Annotated in this window: 16 protein-coding genes; 10 read left to right on the top strand and 6 right to left on the bottom strand. The window is 72.4% G+C overall.

The features are described from left to right. Positions 1-368: 368 nt before the first annotated feature. The 6 genes from AMK19_RS18410 to AMK19_RS18380 all read left to right on the top strand — a co-directional run bounded on the left by AMK19_RS18410 (position 369) and on the right by AMK19_RS18380 (position 7,262). The gene (locus tag AMK19_RS18410; protein WP_073812977.1) at positions 369-1,628 is read left to right on the top strand and encodes a phosphatidylserine decarboxylase family protein; all 1,260 of its coding nucleotides are present in this window, start codon (positions 369-371) and stop codon (positions 1,626-1,628) included. 87 nt (positions 1,629-1,715) lie between these two features. Beyond that, on the top strand, positions 1,716-3,323 hold the full coding sequence (locus AMK19_RS18405) for a M4 family metallopeptidase (RefSeq protein ID WP_073812975.1): 1,608 nt from the start codon (positions 1,716-1,718) through the stop codon (positions 3,321-3,323). Positions 3,324-3,493: 170 nt separating this feature from the next. Further along, positions 3,494-3,814, top strand: coding sequence for a hypothetical protein (locus tag AMK19_RS18400; RefSeq protein ID WP_083647002.1), 321 nt, complete (start codon positions 3,494-3,496; stop codon positions 3,812-3,814). Positions 3,815-4,105: 291 nt separating this feature from the next. Continuing rightward, a complete protein-coding gene (locus AMK19_RS34390; RefSeq protein WP_158071925.1) occupies positions 4,106-5,626 on the top strand; it encodes a D-alanine--D-alanine ligase in 1,521 nt (506 codons plus the stop codon). A gap of 133 nt (positions 5,627-5,759) precedes the next feature. Further along, positions 5,760-6,527 carry a sirohydrochlorin chelatase gene (locus tag AMK19_RS18385; RefSeq protein ID WP_083646998.1) on the top strand — a complete coding sequence of 256 codons (768 nt, stop codon included), beginning with the start codon at positions 5,760-5,762 and terminating at the stop codon, positions 6,525-6,527. 240 nt (positions 6,528-6,767) lie between these two features. Next, positions 6,768-7,262, top strand: a complete 495-nt coding sequence (locus AMK19_RS18380; protein WP_073812974.1) for a hypothetical protein — start codon at positions 6,768-6,770, stop codon at positions 7,260-7,262. Positions 7,263-7,343: 81 nt separating this feature from the next. Here the strand turns inward: AMK19_RS18380 and AMK19_RS18375 are convergent, their stop codons facing one another. Continuing rightward, positions 7,344-8,858: a tyrosinase family protein gene (locus AMK19_RS18375; protein ID WP_073812972.1), complete on the bottom strand. Its 1,515-nt coding sequence runs from the start codon at positions 8,856-8,858 to the stop codon at positions 7,344-7,346. A gap of 429 nt (positions 8,859-9,287) precedes the next feature. Here AMK19_RS18375 and AMK19_RS18370 point away from each other — a divergent pair, with 429 nt between their 5' ends. Beyond that, positions 9,288-10,490: a sensor histidine kinase gene (locus AMK19_RS18370; protein ID WP_073812971.1), complete on the top strand. Its 1,203-nt coding sequence runs from the start codon at positions 9,288-9,290 to the stop codon at positions 10,488-10,490. Beyond that, entirely contained in the window at positions 10,487-11,251 is a 765-nt protein-coding gene (locus tag AMK19_RS18365) for a response regulator (protein ID WP_073812969.1), read from the top strand. The genes AMK19_RS18370 and AMK19_RS18365 overlap by 4 nt, the downstream gene beginning before the upstream one ends. A 31-nt stretch (positions 11,252-11,282) precedes the next feature. On the opposite strand, the gene AMK19_RS18360 is transcribed toward AMK19_RS18365, so the two are convergent. Together AMK19_RS18360 and AMK19_RS36045 are read right to left on the bottom strand one after the other, a co-directional pair. Further along, complete coding sequence (locus AMK19_RS18360; RefSeq protein ID WP_073812967.1) at positions 11,283-12,455, bottom strand: alpha/beta hydrolase family protein; 1,173 nt, start codon at positions 12,453-12,455, stop codon at positions 11,283-11,285. Between the two features lie 148 nt (positions 12,456-12,603). Next, positions 12,604-12,753, bottom strand: a complete 150-nt coding sequence (locus AMK19_RS36045) for a hypothetical protein (RefSeq protein WP_158071924.1) — start codon at positions 12,751-12,753, stop codon at positions 12,604-12,606. A 7-nt stretch (positions 12,754-12,760) separates the two neighbouring features. Here AMK19_RS36045 and AMK19_RS18355 point away from each other — a divergent pair, with 7 nt between their 5' ends. Continuing rightward, on the top strand, positions 12,761-13,897 hold the full coding sequence (locus AMK19_RS18355; protein WP_073813085.1) for a hypothetical protein: 1,137 nt from the start codon (positions 12,761-12,763) through the stop codon (positions 13,895-13,897). Positions 13,898-13,953: 56 nt separating this feature from the next. Beyond that, positions 13,954-14,958 carry a clavaminate synthase family protein gene (locus tag AMK19_RS18350; RefSeq protein WP_073812965.1) on the top strand — a complete coding sequence of 335 codons (1,005 nt, stop codon included), beginning with the start codon at positions 13,954-13,956 and terminating at the stop codon, positions 14,956-14,958. 39 nt (positions 14,959-14,997) lie between these two features. Here AMK19_RS18350 and AMK19_RS18345 read toward each other — a convergent pair whose 3' ends face one another. The 3 genes from AMK19_RS18345 to AMK19_RS18335 all read right to left on the bottom strand — a co-directional run bounded on the left by AMK19_RS18345 (position 14,998) and on the right by AMK19_RS18335 (position 21,484). Further along, a complete protein-coding gene (locus tag AMK19_RS18345) occupies positions 14,998-16,800 on the bottom strand; it encodes an amidohydrolase (protein ID WP_083646997.1) in 1,803 nt (600 codons plus the stop codon). 72 nt (positions 16,801-16,872) lie between these two features. After that, positions 16,873-18,723, bottom strand: a complete 1,851-nt coding sequence (locus AMK19_RS18340) for an APC family permease (protein WP_241844476.1) — start codon at positions 18,721-18,723, stop codon at positions 16,873-16,875. A gap of 529 nt (positions 18,724-19,252) precedes the next feature. After that, positions 19,253-21,484, bottom strand: coding sequence for a DUF7927 domain-containing protein (locus AMK19_RS18335; protein ID WP_241844475.1), 2,232 nt, complete (start codon positions 21,482-21,484; stop codon positions 19,253-19,255). Between the last annotated feature and the right edge of the window lie 121 nt (positions 21,485-21,605).

The raw sequence follows: 21,605 nt of genomic DNA, 5'->3' as shown, positions 1-21,605 counted from the left end.
CACTCCCGCCCGCGCGGGCCGTCCACCCGATAGGCCGCCCGTACGACGCACACGCTTCCGCAACAGCTCGCGGGGCACTGGTGTGGGGGCCGAGACGGTCGCGTTCATGATCTTGGGCAGCTCGGTGGCGATCCAGGATCCGGCGTGGCCCGTTCGAGGGTTTCGCGGAGTCGGGACATGGCATCGTCACGGAAATTCGAAGGCCGTTCAGTGTGCGCACATCGGCTGCGCCGATCGTTCATGGCCGTCATCCGTTCGGGTTCTTTGGCAACGGGTCGCGTTTCCTTGCCCATTGATCGGGCGGGAGTGGCCGAGAGTGTCCAGGGGCTCTGCTGGATGTCATCGATCGAAGACCGATGGAGGAAATCATGCTCGGCGATCTCACGGGCGCGTTGACCGATGCCCGCTACCGCACCTCGTTCGGGAGGGTCGCCGGGTATCTGCCGAAGGACCGCCGGGCCGTCGATGCCTGGCTGGTCGACCTCGCGGGCCGGGCGCAGAGCCGAACGGAGCCGCACAGCCCGGCTGTTGCGGCGATGGCGAAACTGATCGAGACCGACGGGAGCGTCCAGCCGCTGGTGGCCGGCATGCTGGAGCAGCTGCCGCGCGAGCTTCAGCCGATCCGCGGTGTCGGTCATCTGCTCCAGTGTGTGGATCAGATCGTCACGACCGCGCCCGAGTGGCATGCCAAGCCCGAGGAGCGGATTCTCTTCCCGCTGTCCGCGCTGTTCGCGAACATGTCGCTGACGAAGGCGGGGGAGAGCCTCCTGCGCACTCCGGCGTTCAACTCCGCGCTCCAGCAGGTGCTGCGCGAGTGGTGCGTGTTCCTGGACAGCCCCGCGAGCCGCTACGTGCTGACCGAGGCGGACAACGGCTGGCTGTCCCCGCTCGCCGTCGAACGCCACCGGCTCGGCGACTACGTGATTCCCGACCGTGGTGCGGAGCACTGGGGCTTCGCGTCGTTCAACGACTTCTTCCACCGCAGGTTCAAGCCCGGGGCCCGACCGGTCTCCACCGACCCCACGGCGATCCTCGCGCCGAGCGACGGCACCTTGGTGCGCCACGAGCGGAAGGTGGCGGAGAACGCCGGGTTCACCCTCAAGGGCCAGGTCTTCTCCCTGGCCGAGACCCTCGACAACAGTTCCTACACGGACCGTTTCGTCGGCGGCGACGTCCTGCAGATGGTGCTCCCCGCCACCGGCTACCACCGCTGGCACGCGCCGGTCGACGGCGTGGTGCGGCACGTGGAGATCGTCCCCGGCCTGGTGTTCGGCACAGCCGGGCTGGACGGGGCGGGTCCCGTGCCCAAGGGGGTCTCGTTCGGCGGAGCGGCGGCGTCCAGCACGCGTGCTCTGGTGTTCATCGAGAGCACCGCGCCCCGGATCGGGACGGTCTGCCTGGCCGCTGTCGGCATCAGTGAGGTCTCCTCGGTCACGCCCACGGTCCGCAAGGACCAGGAGGTGCGGAAGGGTGACGAGCTCGGCTACTTCAGCTACGGCGGATCCACCCACTTCATGGCGTTCGAGCCGGGCAGCGGCGCGGAGCCCACGGTCGAGCCGAGCGACGACGTCGACCCCGATGACGACCCCCAGGTCGACACCAACTCCCCTATCGCCAACGCGGGTTGACGTCGTGACGCGCCGGCCGGGCCCGACCGCCCGGCCGGCGTCGCGGTGCCCCGATCCGCCACGACTGCGTACACCGAGGAGCCCCTGTTGCGGTCGACGAACCCCCAGCGCGCACGCCGCCGGTCCACCTGGCCGGCTGCCGCCTTCGCCGTCCTGGCCGCCGTGGCGCTGACGTGCGTTCAGCCCGCAGGCGCGGCAGCCCGCACGCTCCCCGCCGCGGCCGGCGGTGCCGAGGTGCGGCTCTCCCTGCCCGAGCACGCCGAGTTGCTGAAGGAGGCCGCCAGGATCGCCGTCTCGACGGCGGAGGCGCTGCACCTGGACCCGCGTGAGGCACTGCTCCCCTCCGACGTCGCCCGGGACGAGGACGGCACCGTCCACTTCCGGTACAACCGCACCTTCGTCGAGCTGCCGGTCCTCGGCGGCGATCTGATCGTCCACCGCACCCCGCAGGGCGCACTGTCGGACACCCGCGCCCACCGGGGGCCGGTCGGCGTGCCGAGCACCACGCCCGTGATCTCGGCGGCCCAGGTGATGCAGTCCCTCCGCGCCACGACGCCCCCGCGGCTGGTCGTCTGGTCGGCCGCCCGAACCCCGTCACTGGCCTGGGAGTCGGTGCTGGAGGCGACACAGGCCGACGGCACTCCGAGCGAGCGGCACGTGGTGACCGACGCGACCTCGGGCGGGCAGTTGTACGCCTACGAGGCCGTGCACACCGGCGTCGGCCAGGGCCAGTACAACGGAACGGTGTCCCTGGGGACGACGCACACCGCGCTCGGGTACGAGATGAACGACGCGGTACGCGGCGGCCAGAAGACCTACACCATGAACCACGCGGCGAAAGGTCGAGGAGACCTGTTCACCAACCAGACCGACAGATGGGGCAACGGCGACCAGAGCAACGACGAGACCGCCGGCGTCGACGCCCACTACGGCGCCGCCCAGACCTGGGACTACCTCCAGGACGTCCACGGACGCACCGGCATCCGCGGCGACGGCATCGGCGCCTACAGCCGGGTCCACGCCGGCTCCAACTACACGAACGCCTTTTGGAGCGACAAGTGCTTCTGCATGACCTACGGTGACGGGCCCGGCAACGCCAAGCCCCTGACCGAACTGGACGTCGCCGCACACGAGATGATCCACGGCCTCACCGCCGCCACCGCCGGCCTGGAGTACGCCGGGGAGTCCGGCGGCCTCAACGAAGCCACCAGCGACATCTTCGGCACCGCGGTCTCCTTCCACGCCGACAACCCCCATGACGTCCCCGGCTACCTCATGGGCAAGCACCTCGACCTCGACGGCAAGGGCACCCCGCTGCGCTACCTGGACCGGCCCTCCAAGGACGGCCACTCCGCGGACTACTGGTACGACGGCATCGCCGACCTCGACGTCCACTACTCCTCGGGCCCGGCCAACCACTTCTTCTACCTGCTGGCCGAGGGCAGCGGCCCGAAGACGATCAACGGTTACGACTACGACAGCCCCACCGTCGACGGCCGGACCGTCACCGGAATCGGCCGGGTGGACGCCGAACTGATCTGGTACCGCGCGCTGACCGTCTACATGACCTCCACCACCGACTACTCCGGCGCCCGCGCCGCCACCCTCCAGGCCGCCGCCGACCTCTTCGGACCCGACAGCACGGCCTCCGCCACCGTCGCCTCCACCTGGTCCGCAGTGAACGTCAACGGCTGACACCGCCAGCCGGCCAACCTCCATTCCCGCTCAACCGGCACGCTCCGGACTCGGCATCACCCCAGTCGTGTGCGCGTGACCTTCGCTCGCCGGAGTCGTTGATCCGACGCGTACGAAGTACGGCCGGTCCAAGGGGTCTGGCTGCTTCACAAAGGAAAAGAGGTGACGGCGTGGCGTCCGACAACGGCAACGCGCTCCACGAGTTCTTCGTCGTGAACATCCAGACCGAGGCCCTCAGTGGCACCGTGAGCTGGGAAAGCGGCACCGACAGCGCGTCCATCGACGTGAACGGCCTCAAGCCGACCTGCAGCTCTGAGCTCAAGGCCATCAGGCCGACGTCAGACCCCGACCAGTGGTCCTGGTCCGAGCGGGGGCGCAAGTACACCCTCAACATCAAGCAGTCCGCGGACCGTTACGCGGTGGTCGTGATCAGCGACTACGGCATCGCCGTGCTGCCCACTTCCACGTCCCCCGACCACTGGGAGTGGTGAACCGAAACCGGTAGAGCATCAGGCACGGCGGCTCTCCTGCAGCACAGCCGACAGCCTTGATCGTGCTCCGTTTGAAGTCGGTGGGGTCCGGCAGGCGGCTGGACCCCACCGACGCAATTCCGGCTCCCTCACGGCGGCAGGCACCAACGGCCGACCACGGCCAGAGGGTTTCTGGACGGTTCGGGCGGTGCCGTCGGGGGCGGCAGCGCCCGAGCGAAGCTCGCCGAGGCGGGCGTCACGCAGTCATCGCCGGCCTCGCCGCCCATGAATCTCACACCTGAACAAGGGCACATGACCGGATCCGCTGTACGCCCCGCCGGCCCCCAGGACGCCGACGAGCTGCTGCGTCTGCGTGTCGCGGCGTTCGACGGCGTCCGGCCCAGCGGCGACTGGAGGGCCGCCTTCCGGGACGACATGCGGGAGCGGCTCGGCGTCGACCCGGACCTGGCGGCCTTCGTGGTCCCCGCCGGCGACGGCACGCTGGCGTCCTGTGCCATCGGCCTCGTCCACCGCTGCTACCGGGGTCCCACCCACCCCACCGGCCGGTGGGCGCGCATCCACACCGTGGCCACCGACCCCGCCCATCGGCGCCTCGGCCACGCCCGCGCCGTCACCGCCGCCCTGGTCCAGGCACTCCGGCAATGCGGCTGCGGCTCGATCGAACTGCGCGCCACCGAAGCCGGGGCCCGGCTCTACCGTGCCCTCGGATTCGACCCCGTCGACGGCTACATGACGCTGCGGCCCGGCCCGGCGGCACCGGCCGCCGCGTCGGCCCGCGCCCGACCTGCCGATCCATGGCGCCCCCGCCGCGAAGGCGCCGCCCGAAGAAGGAGCGATGCGCCCCGGCCGGCGAAGCCCGAGGCCCGCGACGGTCGGCCCGCCGACACCGTCGTCGGCGTCCTCACGGGAGGAGCGAGCCGCGAGCGGGACCGCTCCCTGGCGACGGGCGCCGACGTGGCACAGGCGCTGACCAGCCTCGGACACCGGATCCGGGTGATCGACACCGTTGATCCCGAGTTCGCGGACAAGGTGCGGGCGGTCGACGTGGCCTTCCTGGCGCTGGCGGGCCGGTATGCGGAGGACGGCAGGCTCCAGGGTTTCCTGGAGACGAGCGGCATCCCCTACACGGGCTCCGGTATTCGGGCCAGTGCCCTCGCCATGCACAAGCCCACCGCCAAGATCGTGGCCGGCGCCGCGGGCCTGCCCGTCCTGGCCGACGTCCTGGTGTCGGACGAACACGCCGCCGCCCGGGCGGCCGATCACGTCCTCGCCCGGCTGGACACCCCGGTCATCGTCAAAGCGCGCGACGAGGGCAGCTCGATCGGCATGACCGTGGCCCGCGACCGGAGACAGCTCCAACGGGCGCTCGGAGACCTTCGCGCGGCCGGTCACCGCCTGTTCGTCGAACCGTTCGTCGAGGGCAGGACGGTGACGGTCGGCGTTCTGGAGACGGACGGTGAGTCGGTGCCGCTCCCCGCCGCGGAGGTCCTCACCGCCGGCGACTTCTACGACCACAGAGCGAAGAACCGCCCCGACCTGCACGCCTTCAAGTGCCCGGCCGACCTGCCGGCCGACACCGTGCTCAAAATCGGAGAAGCCGCCCGGAGGGCCCACACCGCACTCGGCTGCTCAAGCCACTCACGGAGCGACTTCGTGGTCACCCCGGACGGAAGCTTCCACTGGCTCGAACTCAACACCCTGCCCGCGCTGCGCCGCACGGCCACCCTCCCCCTGATGGCCGCAGCCGTGGGCATCGGCTACGAGGAACTGGTCGGGAGGGTCCTTCGCGGCGCTGCCGCACCACGCGACTGACGGGGCGCAGCGACCGGTTCTGCGGTCGGCGAGCGACGGTGCTCCGCGCGCCGACGACGGGAAGGGTCGTCGCTGACGGTAATCTGGTCGTCGCTTTCTGGCATTCGCGCCGCATGACGAGGGTGGTACGACAGTGACCGACGCGATCGAGACGCCCCGACCAGTCGCCCGGCCGGCGGCTCCGAGTGCGCTGCTGCTGCTGGCGCACGGCAGCCGCGTCCCCGAGGCGAAGGAGTACACCCGCGCGCTCGCCCGCGCGGTCGGGTCCTCCTGGGCGGGCCGGGTCGAAGTCGCGTACCTCCGGCACACCCGCCCCAGGGCCCGTCAGGCGCTGAGCACGCTCGCCGAAGCCGGGCACGAGCAGGTGGCCGTGGTGCCGCTGCTGCTGCTGAGCTCGGCCTTTCACTCGCGGGTGGACCTGCCCAAGGCGCTGTCCGACCCGCTGGGCCGGGCGCCGCTCGTGACGCCGGTGCTGGGCGGTACGACCGGCGAGCCCGACAAGCGGCTGGTCGCGGCGTTGCGCCGCCGCCTCGCCGAGCTGGACGTCGAGTTCGACGCGGTGGTGCTGGTGGCGACGGGCAGCACCGACGCCGGCGCGTATGCCGAGGTGGCCGCCATGGCGTCCGCGCTGGGTACGGACCTCGGCCTGCCGTGCCGGGCCGCTTTCGCGGCGACCTCCACGCCGACCCCCGGCGAGGCGGCGGAGGAGCTGCGCCGTGCCGGGGCCCGCCGGATCGCGGTCGCGTCCTACTGCCTCGCATCCGGCGTGCTGTACCGCGAGACCGTCGAGGCCTCGACCGCGGCCGGCGTGGTCGGTGTCTCCCAGCCGCTGGGCGACGCGCCCGAACTGGTCGAACTGGTCCTGGAACGCCTCCGCCAGGCAGGTGCCGTGCCGGTCTGAGCATCGACGTGTCCGTCCCGCCGGAAGGGGAGGCGGTCGAGCCGGGGCGGGTCGAGGGAGGCGGCGGGGACGGGGACTCCGTTCGTGGATGCCCGATCGGCCGTTCGGTGCTGGGTGGTTGCGGGTTCTCGTGGCGGCTGGGCAGGTTGGTTCCGCCGGTGATTCGCCGGCGAACTGATCGATCGAGCAAGGGAATTCGGACACATGAAGCACATAGGGGCCCGTAGGCGGACGGCCGCCGTGGTGGTACTGCTCGCTGCGGCGGGGACGCTCGCGCAGACCGGTACGGCGCAGGCGGCGACGCGAGCGGCAGGGCAGTGCGGCGGCAACGTCGCGGACTACACGTATCCGGCGCGGGCGTTCCAGTTCGACGACGTGATCAGCAAGTGGCTCGGGGTGTCGGCCGTCCAGTTCAACGACGACATGTCGCTGACCGTGACGTCGAACACCTCGGACTCGACGGTCTCCGGTGCGTGGGAGCTGCACGATCCGAACGGGCCGAACCAGGCGAAGGTCGGGGTGGTGACCTTCTACACCACGGTCTCGCCGCCCGTGCAGGGCGACGGGGTGGCCAGCATCTACTGGTATGTCGGGTACCCGAACTGCAACCCGACCGCCGCGGACCCGGCGAAGAAGCTGTTCCAGATCATCGGGGACGTCCAGACGCAGCCGGTCTACCAGGACGGCAGCTACGGCCAGTTGAGCAAGATCAACGGTTTCCAGGCCGACCGCTGAGCCCGGCCTTGCCGTTGTCGATGGCGGCGCGGGTCCGGCCGTTGCCCGCCGCCCGCGCCGCCATCGGCTGGCCGGTCCCGGTTACGCGTCCTGCACCAGGAGTCGCGCGTTGACGGTGGGGTTGCCGGCCTGGGCGAGGGGGAAGGCGGTGCCGATCTCGTCGGAGTGTCCGGGGACGTCGATGCGGACGGACAGTTGCCGGTCGAGGATCTGTTCCTGCGGCAGCCGGAAGTCGAGGTTGATGATGCCGTGCTTCACGCAGGTCGGGCACTTCCGAGGGGTCTTCGGCTGGAAGAAGAAGCGCTTCGCGACGGGCTCGTCGTTCGAGAGCAGCGTCACGACGAACGACCCCGGGATGTTCAGCCGGTCGATGCCCTTCACCCGCACCGAGACGGGGTCGGTGCTGCGGAACGCGAAGGGGCTGGCGGCGTCGGTGCTTCCGGACAGGTTCTCCATGACGTTCTCCATGGCGTGCGCCGCAGGTGCGGGGACGTTCAGCCGGTCGTAGGTGACGGTCGTCTCGATCGTCTGGTCGGCTGTCGTGGTGAACGGCGGCAGGGCGTTGAACGGCGAGGTGAGCCAGTCGGTGTCGGTTCCCAGGGTGGACCGGAAGCCGGTCAGGGTGGTCGCTTGGGCGCGGGTCTGCCAGCTCAGCCAGAGGCGGTCGATGTTGCAGTGGAAGAACCAGAACACCGGGTCGAAGGACGAGACGTTCTGGTCGCCCATCGTCGGCCCGATCGAGCCGTGGCCGCCGTCGTGGGCCTGGATCGAGAAGTCCTGGTACCCGTTCACGTTGTACGTGCCCCACAGCGACTGGGTCAGCGAGGTGGTGATGTCGGCCAGTACCCCGAAGTCCTGCACGTTCTGGGCGATGGTGGCGACGGGGAACCGCTGGGTCGTGTACGGGAAGTACCCGGTGACGGGCTGCGGCGTCGCCTTGGCGCCGGGGTCGGCCGGCAGGACGTACTGGTCGAGCGGCGGGTGCTGGAGCCGGTCCGGCAGGTTGGTCGTGATGTCCCAGTAGGGGAGCGTCACCGTCTCGCAGCCGGGGACGGAGCGCAGCGCGTCCTCGAACTGGATCAGGTACTGGCGGTGCCAGGGGTTGAAGCGGTCCTCGTGGTGCAGGCACCAGCTCTCCGGGAGGCCGTGCTGCCCGGCCAGGACGAAGTAGCTGTCCGCCGCTGCCGGGTCGCGGGCCATCAGGCCGCTGAACGCGGTCTTCAGCAGCGTGAACTCGGCGTCGGTCAGTGTGGTGACGTCCTTGCGGAGCCTGGTCGGGGCCGGTCCGCCCGCCGGGGGGCCGCCGCCCGTCGCCGTGCCGAGGGGGTAGCCGTTGACGATCCAGTTCTTGAACGTCTGGGAGCGTTCGGTGCTCCACTTCCCGGCCTGGTCCGGGGGCATCTGCGCGTTCGGCGAGGAGGTCTGCGCGAGGATGGCGAGCGCGTTCTTCTTCACCCCGTCGTAGGTTCCGAGCTCGATCCCCTTGGCGCCCATGTGGGCCACGTCCTCGGGCCGGAAGAAGAAGCGGATGTCCGCCAAATAGGTGGGCGCTGCGACGACCTGATCGGCGGGCGGGTTTCCCGGGGTGCTGGCCATGCTTCCTCCGCTGGGCTCCGGAACGGGAGTGACGACGCCGGCAGCGGGGTGCGGCCGGCGGGGCGGTCGCACCAGTCGCTCCGGGTGACCGAACACTCGAGGAGGTGGCTGCGCGATCGACGCACCAGGTCCATGCTCGGAGCAGTGGCGGCCGCCTGCCAGGCAGGCTGGGCCGCACAGGGCGCGGCCGGACGGAGGAACGCCCGGTCTCCCGGCCGGCCGCCGCAGCCGGGCTCGTGCCTCGGACGGTCGTCAGGACGGGGACCGGCGGGCGGCGTACGTTGATCGACCGGCTCTGCGCGTTCAAGTGAGAGCCGTTCCGGGCGAGTTCGCCCTGCGGGCCGCGCGGTGGGCAGGAACGCCCCTCCACCTGCGGGCGTATGCCCACGGGCGGATGTCGGCGGCGGGACGGCTGGCTACCATCGCCGCATGGATCGGGATGTGCCGCGCGCGCCGTGGCTGAGGCGACTGCCTTCGGGGGTCTGGACGGCGCTGAGCTGGTGCGCCGCCGGGGAGTTCGCGCTGCTGCTCTTCATGTCGACGACGTTCGACATGGCCCCGCCGTTCGGGTTCCGGCACCCGGCGGTCGCGGTGGGATTCGGCGTGCGGGCGGCTCTCGCCGTGCTGCTGGCGCTGCCGGTGTGCTGGGCCCGGCGGTGGCCGGCGCAGGTGTTCGGGGTGCTGCTGGCCGAGTCGGCGGTCGTGCTGCTGCTCGGTGGGCGGACGTGGCCGCTGTTCGTGGCGATGGACGTCCTGCTCGGCTACCTTGCGGCGGTCCGCCCCGGCCGGGTCTCGGTGCTCGCCGGGGTCGCCGAGTTCGCCGTCTGGTTCGGCGGAGTGACGGCGCTCAGGGGCGGCGTGACCGATCCCGGCGACCTCGTGAGTACCGTCGGGGCGTTCGCGGCAGGCATCGCGATCCCGTGGGCGATCGGCAACTCGGTTCGCCAGCAACACCGTTACAGCGCGGACCTGCGAGCGTACGCCGCCCGCCAGGCGATCACGGACGAACGGCTGCGGATCGCCCGGGAGTTGCACGACGTGGTGGCGCACAGCATCGGCGTGATCGCGATCCAGGCCGGTGCGGCGAGCATGGTGCTGGACGTGGAACCGGCCGGGGCGCGCCGGGCCTTGGACGCCATCGAGGCCACCAGCCGGGAGACGCTGTCCGGCCTGCGCCGGATGCTCGTCTCGCTTCGGCACGCCGAGACCGGCGAGAACCCCTCGACCGCCGTACCGCTCGCGGGACTTGAGGCCGTCGACCGGCTGGCGGCGACGATGGCGCAGGCCGGCGTCGAGGTGGACGTACGCTGGCAGGGGCTGCCGCGCCCGCTGCCGCCCGAGATCGACCTGGCCGCCTTCCGGATCGTCCAGGAGTCGGTCACCAATGTGCTGCGGCACGCGGGCGCCGACCGCTGCGAGGTTCACATCGCTTACCAGGAGCAGGAATTGACCATCGAGGTGCTGGACGACGGCGACGGCGGTACGCCCGGCCGTGCCACCGTTCGCCGTGCCGACGGAACCGGGTACGGGATCGCCGGGATGCGTGAGCGGGTCGCGCTGCTGAACGGCCGGTTCAGCGCCAACTCCCGCCCCGAGGGCGGCTTCCGGGTCGCCGCCAGGCTGCCCGCATGACGGCCGCCGACCCTAACGCCGCGGCCGTCGCAGACTCCGCGACCGCCACCGCGATCCGGGTGCTGCTCGCCGACGACCAGGAACTGGTGCGTGCCGGGCTGGGCATGGCCATCACCCACTCTCCCGGCCTGGAACTCGCGGGCGAGGCGGCCACCGGCGCCGAGGCCGTCCGGCGGGCGCAGGAGGTCCGTCCCGACGTCGTGGTGATGGACATCCGGATGCCCGGCATGGACGGCATCGAGGCCACCCGGCTGCTCACCGCGGGTGCGGGCGCGGGTGCGGGTAGCAGGGGCGCGGGTGCGGGCGCGGGCAGGGCCGACCCGCCGGTGCGGGTGCTGATGCTGACCACCTTCGACGACGACGAGAACGTCTACGGCGCGCTGCGGGCCGGCGCGAGTGGCTTCCTGGTCAAGGACATGGCGCTGACGGACATCCTCGCGGCGATCCGGGTGGTCGCCGCCGGCGACGCGCTGATCGCGCCGAGCGTCACCCGGCGCCTGATCGCCGACCTCACCGACCGGCCCGCGCCCACCCCGGCCGCGCCGAAGCGCAGCCTGCCGGGGATCACCGAGCGCGAGCACGAGGTCCTGATCCTGGTCGGCCGGGGCCTGTCCAATGCCGAGATCGCCGAGCAGCTGTTCATCGCCCCCGCCACCGCCAAGACCCATGTCGCCCGGCTGCTGGCCAAGTTGGACGCCCGCGACCGTATCCATCTGGTCATCGCCGCCTACGACGCGGGCCTGGTGTCCCCGTCCGGCTGAGCCCGCCGGACGGGGACACCGGCCGTCGGTTCTACGGGAGTTGGACGGCGACCTCCGGCATGTCCGGGGACGGCCCGTCCAGCAGCGGCTGCGGCTTCCCCTTCAGCTGGAGGTCGAAGAAGGCGGCGAGGTACGTCCGGGTGATCGCCAGTCCGCGCGTCGGGTCGATCGCCCCGGGGGCGGAGGGCCGGCCCGCGGCCTGCGCGAGCAGGCCCAGGTCGCTGAAGCTGCCGTGGTCGGCTCCGGCGACGGTGAGCCACCGCTTCCAGCCGTCCAGGCGGGACCAGGCCTCGTCCCAGCTGGGGTCCGTGCCCTGGGTGTCGTGCATCCCGGCGCCGAACAGCAGGAACGGGCGCCCGCCGAGTCCGCCGGCCGGGACGGGCGCGAAGAATGTGCCGTCCATGTTCACGCCCGCCCGCACCCGGCGGTCGGCGGCCATGGTGGCGGCGGCGGCGTCACCGCCGATCGAGTGCCCGGCCATGCCGATCCGGTGCCGGTCGATCAGTCGGGCCCACTCCCACGGCGAACTGCCCGACGTCAGCCGGTCGATGACGAACGAGGCGTCCTTGGCCCGGCTCTCGGCGATGGCCGGCAGCCCGCCCTCCGGCGGCTGGTCGCAGATCGCGCAGGGGAGCGTCCGGCCGTCCGGGAAGGTGACGCCGGTGGACTCGTAGGTGTGGTCGATCAGCGCGACCACGTAGCCGCGGCTGGCCAGGTCCTCGGCGATGCTGCTGAACAGGGCCCGGGGGAAGGTGAAGCCGGGCGAGAGCAGCACCAGCGGGAAGGGGCCGTCCGCCGGGCGCGCGTCGGCCCGCGCCCAGGTGCCCGTGGCGGCCAGCGCCTCCGGCGGGAGGCCGGTGCCCGGGTCCTTCCTTGCCAGCAGCAGCCGGGCCTCCTCGGTGGTCATGTAGGGCGCGGGCGTTCCGCTGCCGGCCCGGGCCGGGTAGTACATCGACACCATCAACTCCCGTGCGCCCGCCGACGGCACCCACGGGTCCTGGCGGTTCCGGTCGACGAGGTGCAGCAGGTCGCGCCCGACCGCGTACGGTCCGGTCGGGCGGGGCAGCGAGGCCGTGAACCCGGCCGTCACGGGGGCGGCGGCGGACGTCGGCGAGGTGGCGAAGGCGGGGGCCGCGGCGACGACCGGCAGCGGCAGGACGAGGGCGCCCACGGCGGTCACGGCCGCGCGGCGAAAATTGGTCATGCCCCGAACCTAGGCTTCGGGCACGGCACTTGACGTCTGCTCAGAGGCCTGTTGCGGCGTCCGCTGCCGGGCGGATCGGGCCTCCGCCCATAGGCGGACCGTGCCTGCTCCGCATCAGGCGTCGGTGTCGGCGGGATGCCGCTTCGCGCTACGGGAGTTGGCCGGCCTCGGCGGTGGCGCGGTCGGCGTCGCGGTCGGCGATCCCCGCGCCGCCGCCGACAGAATCGGTCAACTCCGTTGCGCAGAAGGTCAGTTCTCGGGCACCGAGGTTTCGCGCGGCGTGATTCTGGCGAACCATGTCCACCATGGGCTTACCTCCGATCGCCGATCACCCTGCCGTCGCTGTTTTCCGCGAACCCCGGGGCGGGCGGCCCGCTCCGGTGCTGGGGCCGGAGGTCGAGGCTGCGGCGCGGCGGACCGCGCGGGCGTTGGCCGGGGTGGCGACCCACGCGGGGCCCGTCGAGCGGAGTGCGGCGCTGCGGGAAGTCGCCGCGACGGCCGGGGAGTTGGTGGCCGCGCTGTCGGCGCCGGCCCCGGCGGTGGCCGGTGAGGACGTGCCGGCGGAGTCGACCAGTCAGTCGTACTTCCGGGTCCGCGAGGTGGAGCTGTCGGACCAACAGGCCGCCCTGCACGGCGCTCTGGTCGTCCACCGCGGCCTGGAGGACCTGTGCGAAGCGCCGCTGTCGGGCGCCGACCTGGCACTGGAGACGGCCGGGATGCGGCAGGCGGTGCTCGACCTCACCGGCACGGCGCCCGGCGCCGACCCCGAGCCCGCGCCGCCGACGGCCGTGCCCGAATCCGGCCCGGGCCCGGGCCCGGGCCCGGGCCGGTCGCCGGAGAGCGTGTGGAGCGCCCGCTGGCTCATCGGGCACCAGGTCCACGTCCTGTTCAACGTCTGCGCCGCGGACGCCGTGGCCGACGCCACCCGCCACCTGCGGCGCGGCGACGTGGAGGCCGCACTGGCCCGGATGGCGGACGCGACGGTGTACGTACGCGGCTTTCCGGCGGCGATGCACCACGCCGGCACGATCCCGGCCGACCACTACATGGCGGAGATCCGCCGGACCATGGCGCCCCCGTCCACGGACATCCCGCTCAGCGGACGCCAGCACCGCGGCTACAGACTGTTCCGGGCCGCAATGAAGGACCTCCTGGCGGAGCTTCCCGAAACATACGACCAACTGGCCTCCCGCTCACAGGAGTTGGCCGACACCCGCGGCACCCTGCTGGAAGCCGACATCGTGGACGCGGAACGGCACGTCACCCTCGCCTACTCGATGGTCCACCTGCGCCGCTCCATCGCCCAACGGCCCGAAGGCCCCGACAACGCCGTCGCCGAACTGCGGCTCATGCGCCACCGCCGCGCCGCCCAGTACGCCCCACTGATCCGCTTCGGCGACCACTACATCGCCGACGCCGTGGCCGGCCTGCGGCACTCCTGAAACCCACGCCCCGCCGCCTGAAACCCACGCCCGCCGCCCCCTTCGGCAGGAGACCGATGACCGAGACGAAGCCCGGCACCACCCGGAACGCCGGCACCGCCGCCGACCGGCAACTCGACCCCGCCGACGCCCAGTTGTGCGCGCAACTGGCCCGCACCCTGTGCACCGGCGGACCCGACCGGGTCGACGACCCCGCGTGGGTGGACCGGGTCAGGGACGCCTGGGACGAACTCCCGCTGCCGCTGCGCCGCGCGCTGCGCCGGTTCCGCAGGCACTCCGGCCCGCACGGCACCCTGGTGATCGGCGGCCTGCCCGTCGATCGCGCGACGCTGCCCCCGACACCGGCCGTGGCCGGCTCGGTGCAGCGCCGGGCCACCGTCCCGGCCGCGCTGCTCACCATGGTGGCCTGCGGTCTCGGCGAGCCGCTCGCCTATCGGGCCGAGAAGGCCGGCGCCCTCGTGCAGGACGTCGTCCCGGTGCCCGGGCAGGAGTCCTTCCACGGCAACGCCGGGTCGGTGCCGCTGTCTTTCCACAGCGAGAACGGCTTCCATCCCCACCCGCCCGACTACGTGGTCTTCCTGTGCCTGCGCGCCGACCACGACGGGACGGCCGGCATGCGCGTCGCCGGCATCCGCCGAGCGCTGCCGCTGCTCACCCCGGCCGGCCGCGAGGCCCTGTTCGCACCGGAGTTCATCACCGCGCCACCGCCCTCCTTCGCTCCCGACGCGAGCGGGGCCGAACCCGAGCCCGGGCCGGTGCTGTTCGGCGCGGCCGACGACCCGGACATCCGGATGGCCCAACTCGTCACCACGCCGCTCACCCCTCGGGCCGCCGCCGCACTCGCCGAGTTCGGCCGGGCCTGCGAGGCGACCGCCCGCACCCTGCGCCTGACCCCCGGCGACCTGGTCGTCCTCGACAACCGCGTCACCGTGCACGGCCGCACCGCCTTCCGGCCACGGTACGACGGAGCGGACCGCTGGCTGCAGCGCAGCTACGTCACCACCGACCTGCGCCGCTCCCGCGACCACCGCCCCGACGACGGCCACGTCCTTGCCCGCTGAGACCGGCGGCCCCGGGGAGCGGCCGCCGGTCTCGTGCCGTCAGCAGCAGCCGTGCCACTGGTAGTCGGTGGGGGCCTCGAGTCCGGGCTCGGGGTCGTCGGTCTTCGTGCCGGCGGCGGAGTGGACGGTGGTTCCCCGCTTGATGGTCTCGGCGACCCTGATGTCCTTGATCTGCTCCGGAGGGACCGTCAGCGGGTTCGCGGAGAGGATCACCAGGTCGGCGAGCTTGCCGACCTCGATGCTGCCCTTGCGGTCCTGTTCGAAGTACTGGTGGGCGGCGTGGACGGTGATGGACTTGACCGCGTCCAGGGCCGACACGCACTGCTCGGGGCCGAGGACGACCTGGTCGGTGCGGGTGCGGCGGGTGACCTGGCTGGACAGGATGGCGATCGAGTTGGGCAGGGCGACCGGGGCGTCGTGGTGCGAGGTGTAGATCATCTGCCGGTCGACGGCCCAACGGGCGGGGGAGATGGTGGCGGCCCGCTCCGGCCCGAGGACGGTCTTCCGGTACCAGTCGCCCCAGTAGTAGGTGTGCATCGAGAAGAAGGACGGGATGACGCCGAGGCGGGCGAAGGCCTCGATCTGGTTCTCGCGGGCGGTCTGGGCGTGGATCGCCACCGTCCGCCGGTCGCCGGGGCCGGCTTCCTCGGCGGCGGCCTCGACCGCCTCGACGAACTGGTCGATCGCGGCGTCCCCGTTGACGTGCGCCAGCACCTGCCAGCCCCTGGCGTACGCGGTGCGCACCTGGTCGAGGACGATCTTGGGATCGTCGACGGTGGGATAGCCGCGGTAGCCCTCGGGCGTGCCCTCCGGCCGTTCCAGGTAGGGCTGGGTGAGCCAGGCGGTGCGGCCCTGCGGGGATCCGTCCAGGTACATCTTCACGCCGGCCGCCCGCACGCCCCGCTCGTACTCCTGGCTCGCGCCGACCGGGTCCGGCTCCGGTGAGGCCGTCGCCTCGTCGGCCCGGGCGTAGGCGACGACGTCGATCTTGAACGGTACGAGCGCGGCGGCGTCGCGCAGGGCCTTCAGGTTCTTCAGCGTGGCGCCGCCCTCCTGGACGGTCGTGAAGCCGAAGCTAGCGGCGGAGGCGACGCCCTTGCCGAAGAGGGCGGCCAGCGCGGTCAACGGCAGCCCGGCGGTGGCCTTTTCGGACGCCGGGTTGAAGGCGGTCTCCTCCAGCACGCCGTTGGGCTCGCCGAACGGCCTGGCGATGGGGCCGGACTGACGGCGGATGACGCCGCCGTCCGGGTCCGCGGTGGCCCTGTTGTACCCCAGCTCCCGCAGGCCGCGGCTGTTCACCGCCCCGAGGTGGAACGACTGGTGGATGGCCAGCACCGGCTTGGTGGTGGACACCGCGTCGAGGTCCTCGCGGGTGGGGTGGCGGCCCTCGGCGAGCATCGCGTCGTCGTAGCCGAACCCGATGATCCACTGGGAGAAGGCGCCCACCGGCGTCTTCGCCCAGGCGCGCAGCTTGTCCTGGAGCGAGGCGATGTCGGTGACGTCGCCGTCGGGGGCGGCCAGCAGGTTGGCGAGGGTGGCCTGCAGCCCGATGCCGCCCAGGTGGCCGTGGGCGTCGATGAACCCGGGCAGCAGGGCGCGGCCGGCGAGGTCGCGCACCTGCGTGCGCGGCCCCTGCCAGCGGTCGACGGCCTCCCGGTGGTCGCCGACGTGGACGATCACGCCGTCCTTGACGGCCACCGCCTCGGGGCGCGGGTCGGACTCCCGGGAGTCGGCGGCGGCCGTCACGATCTCCCCGCCGTGGAAGAGGACATCGGCCTCCTCGTACGGCGCCGAAGGCCGGGCACCGCTGTCGTCCGTCGTCCCGGCCGGCTGGTCGTTCATTCCGAGGCCCTCCTGCTGCACCTGGCTACGCATAGTGCTCACCTGCCTACCCGCGGCCACCGGCCCGTGAACCTACACGTGGAACGGGACGGTGGTGACGACGACCTTCGGCAGCGGGCGAAGCGCCCTCCGCAGCCGAGCCGCGAGTCGGTTGTGCAGGAGACGGTGGTACCAGTGCCGTACGACGATCTCCGGGAGGATGACGGTCAGGGTGAGGTCCGGCCGCTGGTGGTGCAGCGACTCGATGTAGTCGACCAGCGGCGCGACGATCGCGCGGTAGGGGGAGAGGACGATCTTCAGGGGCAGGTGGTCGCCCCACAGGTCCCAGTACTCGCGGAAGCGTCGGGCCTCGTCCGCGCTGGAGCCGATGTGGAGCGCCAGGACGGGCTGCTGAAGCGAGGCGGCGTAGGCGAGGGCGCGCATGCCGGCCTGGTCCAGGGTGGCGATCGGCACGATCGACAGCGGGTGGACCTCCTCCGGGGTCTCCTCGCTCTCGGCTTCCGCCCGGGCCTCGGACGGCGCCCCCGGCCCGGTGGCTCGCGGCAGGCCGACCCCCGGGCCCGGCGGTGTGACGGTGCGGCTGGGGACTTCGACGGCGTGGGGGTGCAGGGCGACCGCTGCGCGGACCGTGTCGTAGTGGTGCCGGATTCGGGTCGTCACCAGGATGAACAGTCCCACCGTGAGCACGGCGAACCAGGCGCCCTCGGTGAACTTCGTGACGCCGGCGGTGACGAAGACGATCGCGGAGAGCAGGGCGCCGGTGGCGTTGAAGGCCAGGCTCTTGCGCCAGTGGCGGTCGCGCAGACGCCACCAGTGCACGACCATGCCGGTCTGCGACAGGGTGAAGGCGAGGAAGACACCGACGGCGTAGAGCGGGATCAGGGGGCCGGTCGTCCCGCCGAACGCCGCGTAGATCGCCGCCGCCGCGACGGAGAGCAGAATGATCCCGTTGCTGAAGGCCAGGCGGTCGCCCAGCCTCAGGAAGATCCGCGGCGCCTGGTGGTCGCGGGCCAGCAGGTACAGGACGCGGGGGAAGTCGTTGTACGCGGTGTTGGCGGCGAGGAGCAGGATCGCGGCGGTGGCTGCCTGGGTGAAGACGTAGAGGAAACCCGAGCCGAAGGTGCGGTGGGCGAGCTGCGACAGCACCGTCTCGTTCGCGCTGGGCACGACGCCGTCGAGCCGGACCAGAGCGACCGTGCCCGCGAACAGCAGGACGAGCAGGCCGACCATCCAGGTCAACGTGGTGCGGGCGTTGCGCCACTCGGTCGGCTTGAAGGCCGGCACCGCATTGGAGATCGCCTCGATGCCGGTCATCGCCGTCGAGCCGGAGGCGAAGGCCCGCAGGACCAGGAGCAGGCCGGCGCTCTCGGTAGCACTCAACTGCGGTGTCGCCGTCGGGTGGAAGTCGCGGCCGGCCGCGTCGGACAGGCCCACGGCGACGAGGACCAGGACCGCGAGGACGAAGGCGTAGGTCGGCGCGGCGAACAGCGCACCCGCCTGGCGCACCCCGCGCAGGTTCCCGGCGAGCAGCACGGCGATCACGGCGACGCCGATGGGCACGACGTCGGGTCGGAGCGAGGGGATCGCCGAGGTCACCGCCGCCATCCCGGAGGCGATCGAGACGGCGACCGTGAGGATGTAGTCGGTCATCAGACCGGCAGCGGCCGCCAGCCCGGGAACGCGGCCCAGATTGGCGGTGGCGACGATGTACGAACCGCCACCGTGCGGATAGGCGCGGATCGTCTGACGGTACGACACTCCGACCGCGAGCATCAGGAACACGATCGTCACGGCGATCGGCACCGAGAACCGCAACCCGGCGCCACCGGCGAGAACGAGGACGGCCAGCATCGCCTCCGGCCCGTACGCCACCGAGGAGAGCGCGTCGGCGGAGAGCACCGGCAACGCCACCAGCTTGCGCATCCGCTCGTGCGCGATCGCGGTGCTCCGCAGCGGAGCACCGAGCACCGCGTGCCGCACCCTGGAACCGACCCGGCCCGGCGGCGAAGTCCAGGTGTCCTCGCCGGTCGCCTCGACCGCCGGCGGTCGTCCGTCGACCGTGGCGACCCGTACGAAACGACCGAAGCGGACCGGCAGGATCTCCGAAGGGGCGGGATAGCGGCCGAGATCCGGATCCACCGGCAGCGCACGCCGCCACGCCTGCGGATCTCCGGCCGCCCGACCCCACTCGAGCCCCACCCGGCGCAACACCCCGAGCTGCTCCGCGTCGAGCGCCGGCAGCAGCGCGTCCGGGCTCGGCGCACCGCCGCCCTCCTGCACGCCTCCGCCGCTCCGACCTGTACTCGACACGGCACACAGTGTTACCCACGGAGTCCCTCCGTGGGCGGAACAGGCCGATGTCGAACGTGTCGTCATCGGCCGTGCGGGGCGCGGCACGCCACGGCCGCGACCACATGGGGGCGTGGGCGCGGCCGTGGGGTGGGTGTGCGGGTCAGTGGGTGCGGCGGCTCCTGCGCAGCAGGAGGACGCCTGCGGCGACGGTGGCGAGCGCGGCGAGGGCGGCGACGGGCAGGACCCGGGCGGCGTTGCTACCGGTCTCGGGGAGGTGGCCGTTGTGGTCGTGGTTCTCGCCGGGCGGGGGCTCCTGGGTCGGGCTCGGCGAGGAGGTCGGGCTCGGGCTCGGCGAGGGGCCGACGACGGTGACCGGGACCTCGGTGCGGCAGCGCGCGTCGGGCGAGCCCTGCGCGCAGTTGTTCGCGTAGGTGGTGGAGGTGACGGCGTTGCGAAGGACCGCGGAGGCGGTCAGCGAGGAGTTCACGGTGACGGAGTAGCCGATGGTCGCGGTCGCGCCGACGGGCAGGTCCCCGCTCCAGACCAGGGTGGTGCCGGAGACCTGGACCTGGCCGCGGTCGGCGGTGGCGTCGTTGTTGTAGACGGCGGAGTCCAGGACGCCGGCCAGGTCGTCGGTGAGGGTGACGCCGGGAGCGTCGACCTCGCTGGTGTTGGTGACCTGGATCCGGTAGCGGACGGTGTCGCCGGGATCGGCGCTGGTGGGATCGGCGGTCTTGGTGATGGTGTAGCCGGGCACCATGGCGACGGTGTTGCGCACGGTGTTGCTGGTGCGCTCCTGGGCGCGGCCGGTCTGGCTGCCCTGGAAGTGGAGGGCGGCGGTGTCGTCGAGGTGGGTGCCGACGGCGGTGCCGGCGTCGACGGTGACCTGGAAGGCGACGTTGGTCTCGGCGCCGGGGGGCAGGTCGTCGACGGTGCAGGTGACGGTCTGTCCGGAGGCCCGGCAGTCGGGGTTGGAGGCGGGGACGAAGGTGGTGCCGGCCGGGATCGTGTCGGTCAGGGTGATGTCGGTGGCGGTGTCGAGGTCGGTGGAGCTGCCGTCCTGGTGGCGGTTGGCGACGGCGAAGGTGTAGGTGATGGTCTCGCCGGGGCCGACCAGGCCGGGCGGGTTGTCGTCGGGGTTGCCGGGCGGGGTGTTGGCCTTGGTGATCCGCAGGTCGGGTTCGAGGGCGTCCAGCGCCAGCCAGGCGGCCTGCGGTTCCAGGGCGTCGCCGGAGCCGCTGATGCGGATCAGGGCCTGCTCGGCGCCGGCCGGGATCTTGCCGGTGACGTCGATCATCCGGGCGTCGTAGCCGTAGTTGTTGATCGGGTCGGGGTCGCGGGTGGTGATGTTGGTGCCGGTGCCGTCCGCCGCGACGTGGTCGATCCGGCTGGTGAACGCGTTGTCGGTGCCGACCCCGGTGGGGCCGGGCATCGGCAGCAGGATCAGGTTCTCCGGGGTGGAGCCGACGGCCAGGGTGTCTCCGGCGATCGGTGCGTCACCGTCGCCGACGGTGATGCCCAGGGTGGCCCGGGGCGCCGTGGTGGCGGGGGTGCGGATGCCGCCCAGGGTGAGGGTGGTCTGGTTGTCGGGGTCGCGCAGCAGCTGGTAGCCGTCCCAGACCTGGAGGTAGCGCAGCGGCTCGGCCGGGTCCTCGTACGCGACGACCAGCGACCAGCCGCCCCAGCAGCCCACGTTGTTGCCGCCGAAGTTCTGGGCCGAGGAGCGGCCGGCGCACGCCTGGATGTCGGCGATGGTGTAGCTGCCCGCGCCGGCGGCCTTGACCTCGGCCGTCACGTCCTTGACCGCCCCGCCGGCCAGCAGCGGCTCGGGCGGGTTCCCGCCGACCTTCTGGTCGAACCAGTCGTAGGTGTCCGCGGTCACCAGCTGGTAGTCGCTCGCGCCCGGGACCTTCCAGTAGACCTGGTTGCCCTTGTTGATGTCGCCGGAAGTGCCGCCCATGGTGCTGGTGTTGGTCGGGTTGAACTGCCAGTACAGGCGGGCCGACAGGACGTTCGCGCCGGCCGGAAGCAGCAGCTGCGCGGAGGCCGCGTTCGGGCCCGGAGCGTTCGGGTCGACCTTGATGAACTTGGTCCGCCCGTTGTTCGAGCCCTCGGTGTCCGAACAGACCGTGCCGTCGCTGTCGTCGCAGGTCAGCACCGAGTTGGAGGCCATCGTCAGGTTGCCGTGCGCCAGCAGGTCGACCACCGGGTTCGGGCCGATCGGACGCTGCGTCCCGGCCCCGCGCGTCGCCTCGACGGCCCTGGCCGCGGGCTTCGTCGGCAGCAGGGCAGGGCGGGCGGCGGCCCGGGCGTGCCCGGACCCGGTGGTGGCGGCGGCCAGGGCCGCCGGGGCCGCGCCGGTCAGGGCGGCGGCGCCCGCACCGAGCACCACCGCCAGCAACGTGGACAGGGTGCGCGGTGGACGCCGGCGCGGTCGTCGGACAGAAGACACGGGAACCTCGCTGTCGGGAGGGACACGAACAGCGAACCTCGTACCTGCCCGGACGGCCGCC

Source organism: Kitasatospora sp. CB01950, assembly GCF_001905465.1.
In the GTDB taxonomy this organism is placed as follows: Bacteria; Actinomycetota; Actinomycetes; order Streptomycetales; family Streptomycetaceae; genus Kitasatospora.
The sequence above is the reverse complement of the archived record's forward strand: the minus strand, read 5'-3'. Positions and strand labels throughout refer to the sequence as shown.

Coding starts and splice junctions, on each gene's coding strand:
- AMK19_RS18410 (WP_073812977.1), top strand. CDS start 369: ATGCTCGGCGATCTCACGGGCGCGTTGACCGATGCCCGCTACCGCACC.
- AMK19_RS34390 (WP_158071925.1), top strand. CDS start 4,106: ATGACCGGATCCGCTGTACGCCCCGCCGGCCCCCAGGACGCCGACGAG.
- AMK19_RS18375 (WP_073812972.1), bottom strand. CDS start 8,858: ATGGCCAGCACCCCGGGAAACCCGCCCGCCGATCAGGTCGTCGCAGCG.
- AMK19_RS18370 (WP_073812971.1), top strand. CDS start 9,288: ATGGATCGGGATGTGCCGCGCGCGCCGTGGCTGAGGCGACTGCCTTCG.
- AMK19_RS18365 (WP_073812969.1), top strand. CDS start 10,487: ATGACGGCCGCCGACCCTAACGCCGCGGCCGTCGCAGACTCCGCGACC.
- AMK19_RS18360 (WP_073812967.1), bottom strand. CDS start 12,455: ATGACCAATTTTCGCCGCGCGGCCGTGACCGCCGTGGGCGCCCTCGTC.
- AMK19_RS36045 (WP_158071924.1), bottom strand. CDS start 12,753: ATGGTTCGCCAGAATCACGCCGCGCGAAACCTCGGTGCCCGAGAACTG.
- AMK19_RS18355 (WP_073813085.1), top strand. CDS start 12,761: ATGGGCTTACCTCCGATCGCCGATCACCCTGCCGTCGCTGTTTTCCGC.
- AMK19_RS18350 (WP_073812965.1), top strand. CDS start 13,954: ATGACCGAGACGAAGCCCGGCACCACCCGGAACGCCGGCACCGCCGCC.
- AMK19_RS18345 (WP_083646997.1), bottom strand. CDS start 16,800: ATGAACGACCAGCCGGCCGGGACGACGGACGACAGCGGTGCCCGGCCT.
- AMK19_RS18340 (WP_241844476.1), bottom strand. CDS start 18,723: ATGCGCAAGCTGGTGGCGTTGCCGGTGCTCTCCGCCGACGCGCTCTCC.